Origin of the sequence: Paenibacillus residui, from assembly GCF_042677205.1 — a bacterium.
GTDB lineage: Bacteria > Bacillota > Bacilli > Paenibacillales > NBRC-103111 > Paenibacillus_L > Paenibacillus_L residui.
The window spans coordinates 1-12,801 of record NZ_JBHTIU010000023.1; the positions used below are offsets into that span (position 1 = coordinate 1).

The window sequence follows — 12,801 nt, forward strand, 5'->3', positions numbered from 1 at the left end:
CCTGTAGGGCTAAAAGCGGATACCGTCTAAAGACGGTGGAGTTGAACCTCGCTTTTGGAAGTTAAATTGGCCTGCAGTACCGGTGGCTCCTGAGTATTGATGTCAGTCTCGAGCAGCGTATCCCCGATCTTCGTCCCTATATTTCCCATCAGGCCCGTCCGGAATCCGGCATGCTTCAGGATAGACTCGATCATATGACTGACCGTCGTCTTACCGTTGGTTCCGGTGACGCCGATCAGCTTGAGATCATGGCTCGGATAACTGTAATAATGAGCACAAATGACAGCCATCGCATATCGCGCATCCGGCACTTGCAGGGTCGGCACTCCTGCTCCGACCTCCCGCTCCGTGACCAATGCCGCAGCCCCTGCCCGTACAGCCTCCTCGGCAAAAAGATGCCGGTCCTCCTGCAGTCCCGGAATGCCGGGGATGCATATGAACAAGTCTCCCGGCCGCACCTTGCGGGAGTCCATCTGAATTCCGGTAATCTCAACCTCCGGATTGCCCTCTGTTTTCACAATAGTCAGCAGCGGAATCAATTCCTTAAGCTTCATGCCCCGTCCTCCCCGCCTAACCTTCGAAGATCGTCTGGTACTTCTGAATGTCACCGGCCCCCATAAATACCAATACCGAATCTTTATAGTCTAATAAATTGTTGACCGTGGATTCCGAAATAAGCCGGGCATTGGGAATCCGGTCGCGCAGCTGCTCGATCGAGACAGTGCCGCCTTCCTCGCGCGCCGATCCGAAGATTTGACACAGGTATACATCGTCTGCGCCCCGCAAGGATTGAGCGAAGTCGTCCATCAGCTTCTCCAGCCGGCTGAACGTATGAGGCTGAAATACGCTCACTATTCTTCTCAACGGATATTTGCTTCTTACCGCTTCCAGAGTCGCTCTAATTTCGGACGGATGATGGGCATAATCATCAATCACGATATTGCTCTTCCATTCCTTCTCGGAAAATCTTCGCTTGACTCCGGAGAAGGAAGCCATATGGTGCTTTATTTGCTCCAAATCGAGATTCAGGACAAGCGCCGTTCCAATAACCGCCAGGGCGTTGAGCACATTATGGCGTCCATAGGCCGGTATAGTGAACTGGCCTATTCCGTCGCCGCGCCAGTACACTTCGAAAGAGGTGCCGTTACTCCCGGCTACGGGTGCCGAGGCTCTCAGCAGGTTATGATCTTCGAAACCGTAGTACAGCACCTCTTTATCTATTCTTAATGACCGGACATGCGGGTCATCCCCGCATACAACGAGCAGACGGCCAACCAGCGAAGCCATCTCCTCGAACGCGCTGTGGACATCCGACAGGTCGGCATAATAATCCGGGTGATCGAAATCGATGTTCGTAATGACCGCAATTTCGGGGCGGTACGCCAGAAAATGCCTCTTGTATTCACAGCTTTCAAATACAAATAACCGGGCATCCTTCTCCCCCTTGCCGGTGCCGTCTCCAATCAGAGTGCAGACCGGCTCCACTCCTCCCAGCGCATGCGCCATCATTCCGGTTGTGGTGGTTTTCCCGTGCGAGCCGGTAACGGCTATACTGATATAATCCTTCATCCACTCTCCGAGAAAATGATGATAGCGCCGGACCGGATATCCCAACCGCCGACAGCGGTCCAGGGCCGGATGCGAATCGGCGAAAGCGTTCGATGCGATCACCGTCATATCGTCGGACAGCGGTGCCTCGGCGAACGGAAAGATGGGAATCCCTCTCGCTTCCAAAGGAGCTTGGGTAAAAAGCGGAGCCTCAGTATCCTCCCCCTGAACCTTATGTCCCAAATCATGCAGAATCTGCGCCAATGCGCTCATTCCACACCCTTTAATTCCAATTAAATGATAGTTTCCCATCCATAAAACCTCCAGCCTGCAGCTTAATATAAATGCAATATGTAACCTGATTATGCCATCACAGCTAAATATATTATTTACATTATACTGCATTCATTACCCCCTTTGCTCCCGAGTCGCCCTAATACGCAAAAAAAGGCGTCATGAAAGTCATGAAACGCCTTTAATATTTTATTTTAAAATATCTTCTTGGTCTCTCTCTCCGCTTTCAAAATCTCAACGGCTTCACGGAAGCGCATAGAATGCACTACTTCCCTTTCCCTTAAAAATTTCAAGCCGTCCTGCAAATCGACATCATCCGTCATATCAATAAGCCATTGATAGGTTGCTCTCGCCTTCTCTTCGGCGGCAATATCTTCATACAAATCCGCAATCGGATCCCCCTTGGCTTGAATATAAGTTGCGGTCCATGGCACCCCTGCCGCATTATGATAAAACAGGGCTCTGTCATGGTCGGCATAATGATCCCCAAGCCCCGCCTCCTTCAGCTGCTCGACCGTTGCATCCTTGGTCAGCTTGTAGACCATCGTTGCAATCATTTCGAGGTGAGCAAATTCTTCAGAACATATATGTTATCAATGATAAAATTCCCAAACGTTTGGGACTATGAATGACAAATGGATGACTAGCTAAAGTTAGTCATCCATTTGTCATTCATAGTCCAGCTTGGCCGACCCATGTATTTCTGATATATACTTCCCAATCCTGATACTTATCTCCGATTTTACAACCTCCCTCGTTATGGAAAAACGGTCCTCATACCCACGACATACAAATCGGTGACGGAGGATAAATTCATCACGCTCATCTTCCCATACTTTGATTCCACTTGTCCGGAGTTTGCGTTTTACAGTCGCGAGGTCAGAGTGGATCCTGTCTTGTAGTGCTGAGTTAACTACGAGATACACCGATTTGAGAGAGATTGGAGAAAATTCAATCTCCTCTCTACTCCGTTCCACTATAGTTAGCATTGCCAGCAACACTATATAGTCACGGACCAATTCCAATTCTTCGAGTGTGATTCGATGTTTGGTCATGCGATCTTGACCGGCTGGACAGCCAGTATGTTTTCTACACGAAACACTCGTGGCCCCCGCTGCTCCAGACAGTAGGCCCGGACGATCTGACCGTCAACGGACTTAACCTTTACTTTTCGCTTAGAAAAACGGTTGTGACGATCAAGATAAATCATTTCAATCGTTCGCCCTACATACTTCCCGACATCCACAATCGTTCGCCTCCAAATAAGAACGCTTGTTTGTATTATATGCGAACGAATGTTCTTGATGCAACAGGTAAAAAAGAGCTGATTGTGGTATAATCTTCCTCAATGGGGGGGTAAAGATTTGAAACACTTACATAAGATTTTATTCATTTTGCTTGCATCTGTTTTAATACTAAGTGGCTGTATCACGGAGCAGACTCAGCCAATACCACAGCCAAATTCAGTAGTTAAAGATGGCACCAATACTATTAGTGGCAAGGAACCAAGCCCGCCACCAGCTACAGCAAAAGACAGAGAACAAGTCCAACCAACAGACTCGGATAATCAGAACTCACAGGTTGATGGCGAACTAAAAGTTCATTTTATCGATGTTGGCCAGGGTGCAGCACAACTTATCATCGGACCAACCGGAAAAACGATGCTCATTGATGCCGGGAACAATGATAAAGAAAAACTAATGGTCGAGTACCTGCAAAAGGAAAAGATTAAGCGTATCGATATTATCATTGGTACTCATCCAGATGCGGATCATATTGGTGGCTTGGATGCAGTCATAGACAATTTTGACATCGGAAAAATCTACATGCCGAGAATCCAGGCCAACACTAAAACCTTCGAGGATGTGCTTTTGGCGGCACAGCGTAAGGGGCTAAAGATATCGACTGCAAAATCCGGGATCGTACTGGAGTGGGAAAACGCTGTCCAGGCTAATATGATCTCACCGATCGGTGAGTACAACGATACCAACGAAATGAGCGCTGTAGTACATATTACATTCGGGGAAACATCATTTCTTCTCACCGGTGACGCCGAAAGTAAAAGCGAAGCAGACATGGTTGCTTCCGGAATTAATCTAAAAGCTGATGTTCTTCTGGTTAGTCATCATGGATCTAAAACATCCACTAGTCAGGAGTTTTTAGATCTTGTTGATCCTACATATGCGGTCATCCAGTCGGGCCAAGATAACAAGTATGGGCATCCAGCCAGCGAAGTATTAGATAGATTGACTAATAAAGGGATCGAGATATATCGGAATGATCTGCAAGGTAACATCATCTTTACCTCAAATGGAAAAGAGATAAAGGTAGATAATGATGACTGGACACCAAATGAAACGATGCAATCTAAAGTCGATCAGCCGGCTCCAAATGAACAGGAATCAGTAGAGACACAAAATGAAAGCAAAGGTGAGATTACAGCAACCGCAAGCATTAGCAATGATTCGCCAAAACAAAACTCTACGGTCACTGTAACAGTCACTGTCAAGGATCAAGATGGAAAACCCGTGAAAGGCGCTCAGGTAGATTTGTCACTCAAATATAAATCGACAACAACAAACTATGATGGGGTGACAAATGAATCCGGTGTAGCCTCAATATCATTTAAGATCGGACGTGCCGCAAAAGATTATAAGGTAAATGGAAATATCACTGTTACCCATAGCGGCAAAACCGCAACGACTAAAACAAGCTTTATACCACAATAAGGGATGTGATTTACATGAAGGGAATCGTTGATCGTTTTGAGGGAAATTATGTAGTAATTGAAGTTGATGGCCAGACTAAGGATGTTCCAAGAAACGAAGTTGATCCCGATGTAAAAGATGGAGATGTTGTTATCCTAGTTGATGGTTTATGGAGAAAAGACCCCCAGGGGACAAAGGAAAGGATGGAACAAATAAAAAAACTCATGGAAGATGTTTGGGAAGACTAGATAAAATAACCCCCGCCCAGCCACACGGCCAAGCGGGGGATTTTACTATGTTTTTTAGTTCTTCTATACTATTCTTGAAAGTTATGTTAATTTGGGGTACCCTGTCTATAGTCTTAGATAATTGGAGGTATTTGGATGTGGGGTCAAAATATTGGATATTTCAAGACGAGTCTGGAGAACCCGGTAAAGACCCATACTTTATAGTTGGGATTCTAGGAATGACTCAAAATGTGAAGAAAAGGCTACTTGATTCTATAGCTTCTGTAAGAGCACAAAGAGGTTTTTTTAATGAATTCCATTTTCAAAAATTTTCAGAATTAAGATCACAAGTATATAAAGATGCATTGGAAGAAGCATTTAAATGTTACTTTTCTTATAGGGCGATAGTAGTATCCAGAGAAGATGTTGATTTGAGTCTATTTGATTATAAGAGGCACTTAGCCTATAACAAATTTTCTGAACTATTAATATACAATCACATTAAAAATAGATCAGAACATATTCATATACGACCTGATAATAAAAACAGGATGAAAGAAGACAATTTTTATGATTATTTAGTTCGTAACCTAAACTATAAATCTTTTTATGAAAGACACGGCTACGTTGTTAAATCCTGTAAATCATCTGATTCAAAAAAATGCGATGCCACACAAATATGTGATTTATTAACAGGAGTTGTTAAGAACAAGTATTCCCCTGCTGGGGAGAGAAAAAACAAGTTTAGCAATTATTTTCTCAATAAATACGACTCTAGGATCAATATTTGGCACTGGAAGCCACGAAAATAACTTTGACAATTGGAAAAACCAAGTATAAAATGTACATAGAAACTAATAATAGCTAACAGCCACGTGGTTCACAAGGCGATGGCCACTATATCTACAACGTTGTCCGTTTAGGATAATTATCAGGATATAGTGTCCACGCCTTTTTTATTTTGTTTCGAATTTACCTATACTTCTACGCCCGCTTGCCTCGCAAAAATCACCGTATTCAACCAAGCCAACTCTGATGCAGTCAGCTTGCCGGTATAAGCCTTTTCGGCCCATGAATAATCCCCAATCACGCCTTTCCTATAAAGTCCATCCAAAGTATCTCCGAGCATTTTCCATTGCCATGTTTCCAGTTTCAAAGTATCGTCCTCCTTCTTCTCTACTTCCAGCAGCTCTTTGTATAGTCGATTCCACGGAAATTTCGAACCCGGACAGGACGGCTTTCCTCTCGGATTAACTTGAAAATGACCGATAACATGATAACGGTCCAGTTCGAAGACTCGGCCCCATATTTCTTGAACCTGCTGCTGGATATACCGGTGCAGCCAAACCGAAGCCTGGAACTGAGCCTCGGTTAAATCACCATCCGTGCCCTCGTGTTCGATGGAAACGGAATAAAGGTTCGGGTTGATTCCCGGATTGTCCTGGATCACGGGTGTCTTCGACTTGGCAATATCCTCTGCCCCGATTCCGTTCGCCCAAGCCATCCTACGAATATCTACATATTGGTGGATGCGGCCATCCTTGGCCACTCCGAAATGTGCGGATGAGGTTTTATTTCCTGGACTCGTAAACCAGGAATCCATGCTGGCCATAGTGCCCGCTGAGATATGATTCACAATGACAAAGGGGACATGCGTCCCCCGGCTGCTGCTGTTGGTATGGTTGTTCCCTTTCCATACGATCTCCCTATTCATTCGCCTGCACCATCCAAATATTTATCCTTTTCTTGCCTTCGCTTAATTGCCCTGGATATCTTATGTTCAATTTCGTCCGCCACCATTTCTAAAGCCCACTCAGGCACCCATTTATCCCATCCAGCGCGAGCTACATTTGCAGTCATGCTTTTCCAGATGTGCAGACCGAATACTGCTATCAAAAAACCAAATGCAATTCCTGGCATACCGAAGATGCTGTCGATCAGATGGCCAACTGCAGGCATAAAAAGCATGAACACTGTCCTAAAACCCCCGGCAATCCCATATTCAGATGCATAAGATCCGTCCATTTTCGATGCTCGATACCCGGCAATCCAGTCCATCGTGATTAGCAGTAAAAACAGAAACATGGCTAAGTATCTAACTGTTCCTTCACCATACATAAAATGAAAAGCTGGAAAAAAGAATGCACCGGCGGCACCGGCGGCAAAGTTTGATGTTTTCATGTTCCTACCTCCAAAAATAAAATAGCCCCCGGATCCCGAGGGCATAAAAAAATAGCGCTCTACGCGCTTTTGATCGGGTGGCCGTTTGTATCCAGCCCCATAGTTTCGAGAGCCGTCTGAACCTTAGTTTTCAGCGTTCTCGGAACCTCTGCAAAGGTCATCAGCCCGTCCAGAATCAATGTAACGCATACTGCTACCATCACCCCTCACCTCCTTTCAGGGCTGCCAATTCGGTGCGGATAGCAGCTAATTCTTCGGCCTGGGCTTGGATAGTTTCCCCTTGAGCCTCTATAATCCCGTAAAGCTCGACCATGGCCAGCATAGACTGTTTATTTTCTTCGTCTGTGGCTTCATTTGCCTCATAGACTTCCACCAGTCCCAACATTGTTTGAGCAGTATCGTTCTCCACCTTCTCGACTCGCTCCGGGATGCTGGGCACTTGCGGCCGGTTCCTGATCTCCTCTATCTCCTCCGGCGTTAAACCCTCCACCCAAAATTGGGCTAGGTCTACCGGCTCCGGCGGGGGCGACGGATTGGCTTCATCTTCTTCGTCCCGTTGCTGCTGTTCTTGCTTCCAGGCTTCCAAATCTCGCTCGTACTGCGCTTCTGCTGCTTTCCAAGCCTCAAGGTCATATCTCGGCTGATACAGTCCTTCCGGCACCGGGACGGCCACAGTGTAGCCTACAAGGACGGTTTCGGGCTCGTCCGGTGTTGAAACAGGCTTCATAATAGGAAAAACGCCTGTCACATGGTCAGCGACAAGCGTTGGTTCGAGATAATATCCGTCTAGGTCAGTTACATATGCTTCTTTCAAGGTTACGCCTCCTTTCTATTGTTCTGCACGGAATGAAATTCCGTCTAATTTTCCATCCGAATTTTGATTTGTCCATATTGCTACTTCACCCGTTGGGTCTATGGTTATTTCGCCTTTATGTGCACCAGAATAGTCCTGATAGCTATACGATAGAGATGTATTTGCTGGCCTATACCCTAGCGGCAGCCAAAATAATGTAATCTTAAGGCCTGCTGTTCCACTTTTAATTCTGCCTCGTAGGTGTACATATCCCTGGGAGTCTTTATGATATTGTGGCCTTGTAAAGCCACCTCCATATCCTACCCATCCATTTAACAATGCTGGGGTTATCCATTGAGGAGGACTTGGTTCTTTCATCTGCATTTGGTTCTCAACCACACTGATCCGGGCCAGAGCATTCTTATTTCCTTCCACCAGACTATCAACCGTGCCCCTCAGATTAGACACATACTCGGCGCTGATCTCTGTCGGAGCTATGCCTATCTTGTATGTGTCCAGCGCAAGGTAGGTGACTTGGTAGACGGCTGCGGGGTCATAACGCTCTCTGTTTTTAAAAAGCCAGACATTCCCATATCCAATCGATGATCCGATCTGTTCCCCCCACTCATCTGCCTCGTTGTTACAATACACTTTAATCACTTTGTCTACTCTTTTAGATAGTAGTGATAATGGTCTATCAGTATTATTAATGTGCCAAGCCGCTCCTCCACTAAAAACAGGATTCGCCTTCTCCCTCACCACAATACCCGTACCGACTTCAACCTGATTCGCGCCCTCGTAGAGCATCAGGCTGCCTTCATGCTCCAATGGTTCGTCTACAGGGGAGGATAGTTGATATTGAAGGAGGTAAGGGGTCCATTTATCAGGCACAACACTGTTAGGAGGATAGTTTGGTGGTGTTGTTGATCCCAATGGGGTCTTTTCAACATCGTTTGCGATTGCAAACCACCGCTTAGTACCAGTATTGTTATAAGGTGTTGTCAGTCCAACATCGTTGTTATACATCCTCCACCCCAAGAGGTATGCCTTGATATCTTCCTTAGTAGGCGTGTAGTCATACCCCCAACCTGAATCAGAATTCCAGACCGAGAATATGTGACCATTATCGGAAGACCAGAGTCTCGCTTCATCCCCGCCAGTCCATTCACTACCTACATTTTTTAATATCTTTCCGTCATATTTAACAGTGACAAAACTTAAGGATTTAAAGTCTGTAATCCTAACATTCAAACGCTTATAATCTGTTCCCCTAGTGTTGTAGTCTACCTGAACATTATCTCCATCCAACTCTATTCGCCTAAACTGCCTCATAGTCCTAGGCTTACCCTCATTGTCCATGTACATCCTGTCTGCCACTGAGCCGTCCAGATTGGAGGCAAGTTGGCATGTTGGAAGGTACAAGTAGGATTTGCGTTGTGGCTGGAATGGCACGGGTTCGGAACCGATTGTAAGCATTGGTGAGTATTCAGATATATCAGAAGGAGTAATAGTACTAAGATCGCTGGTCCCTATCTCAAGTCTGAACCTTGTCTTGTCATCGTTCGACTGGAAAATTCTATATTTGGAAAAAAGTAGTCGGGATACAGTTCCATTCTCATGGTACATAAATAGTGTTGCCATAGCTTCTTTTAATAATGAAAGTGAATATTGAGTGTTTGGAAGTACAGTGAATACTGGACTTCGTATTTTAAATGGATTCGAAAGTTCTTCTCCGGTTGAGGTAAGGCCACCTTGCTCCCATTTTACATTCTGCGGAAATAAATTACCGCCAGTATTCTCCACGTATACTGCATTAACATTCTGAATGCTGTCTACATAGGGATACTTGGCTGCTACCTCTTCCGGCGTCATAGAGTCAATGGCATTGTACTCAGCTTCGGTGATTTCGTAGAGACGGATTTCGTCTGCATAGGAGTACGTACCCGGTTGGCCAGTAATATTAACCGCTACTGGCCTTCGTTCCATAGTTAATCCGGTAAATTTTGAAACTGCCACCTGAAAGGTTGAGCTATCAGTCACTACGTTACTTCTCGTTTCATTGAAAAATCCTGATATAGAAAGGCTAGTATCTGTCGCCGTTCCATTCTTCAGCATACCTATTAAAATATAATGCTTATCTGCTTGGTAATCATTTTTATTAACACTATAGGACGAACCGGTGCTATATCCTGTAGCAACAATTGTTTTTAAACCGTAAGAGCCATTTGTTTTATTGTCGGGGTCAAGTTCGTTTGTGACCTGATACTTCCCCCAGCGACTTATATCCTCACAGTTCCCATCCCGCCCCAAAAGGTTGACCAGCGTACGACCCCGGATATCTAGCACGTTAAAAGGCGTGTCACGATCAACGGTGATCGTTTGTGTGCCGGCTGTCAGGGATATGGGAGTGGGAGGGGAAGGAACCACCTGACCGCCTAGAGTATCATCAATGATATCGAACGGATTGTTTATGGCGTCGACAATATCAAATGTTGTATTTCCGTCAGTCTCAGGATCGTATTTATGGAGCTTCAGATTCTGCGTATAATTCGGCATTACAACACCTCCCTGAAGGGTGAGAATTTGTTTAGCTTTGTACTTTGCAACTGACTCACTGTCATACTTTGATGGATGTGCTGGACAAGTAGATATCTATATTCGTACCTGATAGCAAGATGGGCTGGAATGATATCCCTAATCGCATTTTCAATATCACGAATGTTTTCGGGTACCCCCAAGTTGCTAATAAAGGTAATAATCGCCGTAAACCCAGGACTATCAACACTCACATCAACTTCGCCGTTCACATAAGACTCCGCTACTCGTTTGATCATGGCCACTGTGACCGTTCCTGTGCCTCGAATCTTTGAAATGACGACAGATCGACGCTGCTCTATAGGCTTTGAGGGATCCGTTTCTATTCCTAACTCGAATTCCCAATGATCAAGCCACCAAGTTGCTGACAGGGCAAAATATTGATCGAGTATTTCGTCGATCGCCTGCAGGAGATTTTCAATTTCAATTCCTTGGATGTTAAGGACCGCTTGCATAATCCGTGATCTATCATAGATTTCCGGTAAATACGATAGCATCTCTTTTCCCTTATGATTCATATACCGTCACCACTCCCGGCACAGCTACTTGCCCCGAAAAAATCTCTATATTCTCGTTATATGTTCCATTCACCTTAAGTTCCTGAAAATCTATGATTGGAGGGATATCTAGTAGAATAGCCGATATTCGGGTGTATCGGACGATTGGATCCACAAAGGCAAGAGATTTAAGATATTCTTTCAGGCCAGACTCAATCAGCTTTTTGACTGTATCCAAACTAGCCTCGCTGGCCAAAGTCAACTTCGCATTCACGTTGATTGGAATTTCCTCGCCTGCTGCAATAGTTATGTCTGGACCAATCGGGGCTGTGCCTTCTCCCATAGCTGGATCCGGATCAATATGCTGCTGGACAGCTTCCACGATTGCAGGACTTGCGGCACGTTTTTCTGTATCAAGAAGAAATACCCCAACCGTCCCCGGACCTTTCCAGATCGGAAGGACCTGAACACCACCAACACCAGGAACCTCCATTGCCCATCGTATATAGTCTGCCTTGTTACCACTCGTTCCCGGGCTTCTTACCATTGCAAAATATCGCTCCCTCAAACTATCGTCTGACTCCTCATCGGCGCCGCTAGTGATCTCCTGCTGATTGGTAACATTACTCACACCTCTGATTGGAGTGGATATCAGTCGAATTGCCCCAGCAGGTACATTCCCGGCTTTACCCGCCACAAGCGCAATGATAGGAACGGTGACTTGGCCGGACTCCCCGATGATGGCTTCCTCAGTAGTCTCATACTCTATAGATGGTGTATCGGTTATAGAGTCAGCTTCGGTGGCCACAACGGTACCAGAAGGTATTGGACGTCCTGGCTCACCTTCAAATGTTACTGTGGACGTCGCCTTTATTGCTGCTCGCCGGCTTAACCCGCGTTCAGCTACTTTCAGATCCAAGTATGATCCAAAATTCGTAGCTGCAAATGCTCGCCGTAATACTTCCTGTGCCCAGATCGCCGCTTGGGCCAATTCTATCGCCGTCGGACTCAGCGAGTCCCAAATAAAAGAGCCTTCCGATTTATCTAAATCTGGCGGTAGGCTCCTAAACATTCTTTGTCGTATTCGCTCCTCGGTTTGATCTGTCAAATAGTCCGGTAAGGCAGCCAATTATATCACCACGCTTTGCTGAATTGATCTTGTTTCTCCGATTGTATTAGTAATCTCGCAAGTGTAGAAACATTTCTCATCTTCCCAGCGAAAAGTAAAATTTCCCACTCCGGATGTTCTCGGGTCTACCATAAGCGTTTCCGTGACCATTCGTTTGATCTCCAACTCGTTCGCTTCCCTTGTCAGGTGCCGGGAAATTAAATCATCGAGTTCCTGGCCATGATTGCGAGAATATACGAGATGTCTGTAACGCTTAGTCAGGATCGCTTTCTTACACCATTCCAGCCATGCATCTGTGTTGGAACATCCCATAACTTTGCCGGTAGGACTCGTAACGAAGTCCCCCTTTTCATAATCGAACTTCCAACTTCGACCGAATTGTACCTGTCGTTCCTGTTGTTCAGTATGGTCGTCATTTTCAATTATCGGAAATAGATTAGGCATCAACCTCCACCTCCAATGATTCTGCATACGACCACGGCCTCATTTCCGCTGTTTACGGGGATGGCCAACACCCGATCACCGGGCAAGAATCCTTCTGACCAGTTCAGGCGGACTTCCTCGATCTGGGTAGACTTAAATGAAAACTTCGCTTCCCCCGTCACCGAACGCCCCTCACCATCGATTAGACCTGATACACTACCTTCCAAAGAGAAAGCCGGCAAATGTACCGTCACCAACCAATCAGCCACCAGATAGTCTTGCATTTCATGCTTCATACTATCAAGTTTTAACCCGGTTTCAGTGATCGTCCCGAGTTCCGCTGGTACGCCATCAATAACTTGGCCGGCCTTTCTGTCCATGTTCAGACCTAATACGTTCACAAACT

The 12,801-nt window shown here is 45.7% G+C and carries 15 protein-coding genes and 1 pseudogene; 3 read left to right on the plus strand and 13 right to left on the minus strand.

Features of this window, described 5'->3' with window-relative positions; all coding sequences use genetic code 11:
* Positions 1 to 26: 26 nt before the first annotated feature.
* The 4 genes and pseudogenes from ACFQ03_RS06265 to ACFQ03_RS06280 form a co-directional block, all read right to left on the minus strand.
* On the minus strand, positions 27 to 554 hold the full coding sequence (locus tag ACFQ03_RS06265; protein ID WP_379286842.1) for a Mur ligase family protein: 528 nt from the start codon (positions 552 to 554) through the stop codon (positions 27 to 29).
* Between the two features lie 16 nt (positions 555 to 570).
* Positions 571 to 1,860, minus strand: coding sequence for a UDP-N-acetylmuramate--L-alanine ligase (murC, locus tag ACFQ03_RS06270; protein ID WP_379286844.1), 1,290 nt, complete (start codon positions 1,858 to 1,860; stop codon positions 571 to 573).
* 176 nt (positions 1,861 to 2,036) lie between these two features.
* A pseudogene (locus tag ACFQ03_RS06275) lies at positions 2,037 to 2,429 on the minus strand (manganese catalase family protein); the annotation flags it as partial.
* 464 nt (positions 2,430 to 2,893) lie between these two features.
* The gene (locus tag ACFQ03_RS06280; protein WP_379286846.1) at positions 2,894 to 3,088 is read right to left on the minus strand and encodes a hypothetical protein; all 195 of its coding nucleotides are present in this window, start codon (positions 3,086 to 3,088) and stop codon (positions 2,894 to 2,896) included.
* 118 nt (positions 3,089 to 3,206) lie between these two features.
* On the opposite strand from ACFQ03_RS06280, the gene ACFQ03_RS06285 reads away from it, so the two are divergent.
* The 3 genes from ACFQ03_RS06285 (at position 3,207) to ACFQ03_RS06295 (ending at position 5,589) form a co-directional block, all read left to right on the plus strand.
* A complete protein-coding gene (locus tag ACFQ03_RS06285; protein ID WP_379286848.1) occupies positions 3,207 to 4,571 on the plus strand; it encodes an MBL fold metallo-hydrolase in 1,365 nt (454 codons plus the stop codon).
* A gap of 14 nt (positions 4,572 to 4,585) precedes the next feature.
* Complete coding sequence (locus ACFQ03_RS06290; protein WP_379286850.1) at positions 4,586 to 4,798, plus strand: DUF3006 domain-containing protein; 213 nt, start codon at positions 4,586 to 4,588, stop codon at positions 4,796 to 4,798.
* A gap of 137 nt (positions 4,799 to 4,935) precedes the next feature.
* A complete protein-coding gene (locus ACFQ03_RS06295) occupies positions 4,936 to 5,589 on the plus strand; it encodes a DUF3800 domain-containing protein (RefSeq protein WP_379286852.1) in 654 nt (217 codons plus the stop codon).
* Positions 5,590 to 5,753: 164 nt separating this feature from the next.
* Here the strand turns inward: ACFQ03_RS06295 and ACFQ03_RS06300 are convergent, their stop codons facing one another.
* Genes ACFQ03_RS06300 through ACFQ03_RS06340 form a run of 9 tightly spaced genes read right to left on the minus strand, consistent with a single transcriptional unit; the run spans position 5,754 to position 12,775 of the window.
* Positions 5,754 to 6,491: an N-acetylmuramoyl-L-alanine amidase gene (locus ACFQ03_RS06300; RefSeq protein WP_379286854.1), complete on the minus strand. Its 738-nt coding sequence runs from the start codon at positions 6,489 to 6,491 to the stop codon at positions 5,754 to 5,756.
* Positions 6,488 to 6,958, minus strand: a complete 471-nt coding sequence (locus ACFQ03_RS06305) for a phage holin family protein (RefSeq protein ID WP_379286856.1) — start codon at positions 6,956 to 6,958, stop codon at positions 6,488 to 6,490. Before ACFQ03_RS06305 ends, ACFQ03_RS06300 begins: the two co-directional genes overlap by 4 nt.
* A 59-nt stretch (positions 6,959 to 7,017) precedes the next feature.
* Complete coding sequence (locus ACFQ03_RS06310) at positions 7,018 to 7,158, minus strand: CD1375 family protein (RefSeq protein WP_379286858.1); 141 nt, start codon at positions 7,156 to 7,158, stop codon at positions 7,018 to 7,020.
* A complete protein-coding gene (locus tag ACFQ03_RS06315; RefSeq protein WP_379286860.1) occupies positions 7,158 to 7,772 on the minus strand; it encodes a hypothetical protein in 615 nt (204 codons plus the stop codon). Before ACFQ03_RS06315 ends, ACFQ03_RS06310 begins: the two co-directional genes overlap by 1 nt.
* A gap of 15 nt (positions 7,773 to 7,787) precedes the next feature.
* Positions 7,788 to 10,307, minus strand: coding sequence for a hypothetical protein (locus ACFQ03_RS06320; RefSeq protein WP_379286862.1), 2,520 nt, complete (start codon positions 10,305 to 10,307; stop codon positions 7,788 to 7,790).
* Positions 10,307 to 10,864, minus strand: coding sequence for a YmfQ family protein (locus tag ACFQ03_RS06325; protein ID WP_379286864.1), 558 nt, complete (start codon positions 10,862 to 10,864; stop codon positions 10,307 to 10,309). Before ACFQ03_RS06325 ends, ACFQ03_RS06320 begins: the two co-directional genes overlap by 1 nt.
* Positions 10,854 to 11,972, minus strand: a complete 1,119-nt coding sequence (locus ACFQ03_RS06330; protein WP_379286866.1) for a baseplate J/gp47 family protein — start codon at positions 11,970 to 11,972, stop codon at positions 10,854 to 10,856. The genes ACFQ03_RS06325 and ACFQ03_RS06330 overlap by 11 nt, the downstream gene beginning before the upstream one ends.
* On the minus strand, positions 11,973 to 12,443 hold the full coding sequence (locus ACFQ03_RS06335) for a DUF2634 domain-containing protein (RefSeq protein ID WP_379286867.1): 471 nt from the start codon (positions 12,441 to 12,443) through the stop codon (positions 11,973 to 11,975).
* Positions 12,416 to 12,775 (minus strand): hypothetical protein, encoded by a 360-nt coding sequence (locus ACFQ03_RS06340; protein WP_379286992.1) that lies wholly within the window; start codon positions 12,773 to 12,775, stop codon positions 12,416 to 12,418. The genes ACFQ03_RS06335 and ACFQ03_RS06340 overlap by 28 nt, the downstream gene beginning before the upstream one ends.
* Between the last annotated feature and the right edge of the window lie 26 nt (positions 12,776 to 12,801).

Bases quoted from the DNA above. Each gene is read 5' to 3' on its own strand.
- ACFQ03_RS06265 (WP_379286842.1), bottom strand. From the start codon at position 554: ATGAAGCTTAAGGAATTGATTCCGCTGCTGACTATTGTGAAAACAGAG.
- murC (WP_379286844.1), bottom strand. From the start codon at position 1,860: ATGGGAAACTATCATTTAATTGGAATTAAAGGGTGTGGAATGAGCGCA.
- ACFQ03_RS06290 (WP_379286850.1), top strand. From the start codon at position 4,586: ATGAAGGGAATCGTTGATCGTTTTGAGGGAAATTATGTAGTAATTGAA.
- ACFQ03_RS06300 (WP_379286854.1), bottom strand. From the start codon at position 6,491: ATGAATAGGGAGATCGTATGGAAAGGGAACAACCATACCAACAGCAGC.
- ACFQ03_RS06305 (WP_379286856.1), bottom strand. From the start codon at position 6,958: ATGAAAACATCAAACTTTGCCGCCGGTGCCGCCGGTGCATTCTTTTTT.
- ACFQ03_RS06310 (WP_379286858.1), bottom strand. From the start codon at position 7,158: ATGGTAGCAGTATGCGTTACATTGATTCTGGACGGGCTGATGACCTTT.
- ACFQ03_RS06320 (WP_379286862.1), bottom strand. From the start codon at position 10,307: ATGCCGAATTATACGCAGAATCTGAAGCTCCATAAATACGATCCTGAG.
- ACFQ03_RS06325 (WP_379286864.1), bottom strand. From the start codon at position 10,864: ATGAATCATAAGGGAAAAGAGATGCTATCGTATTTACCGGAAATCTAT.
- ACFQ03_RS06335 (WP_379286867.1), bottom strand. From the start codon at position 12,443: ATGCAGAATCATTGGAGGTGGAGGTTGATGCCTAATCTATTTCCGATA.
- ACFQ03_RS06340 (WP_379286992.1), bottom strand. From the start codon at position 12,775: ATGGACAGAAAGGCCGGCCAAGTTATTGATGGCGTACCAGCGGAACTC.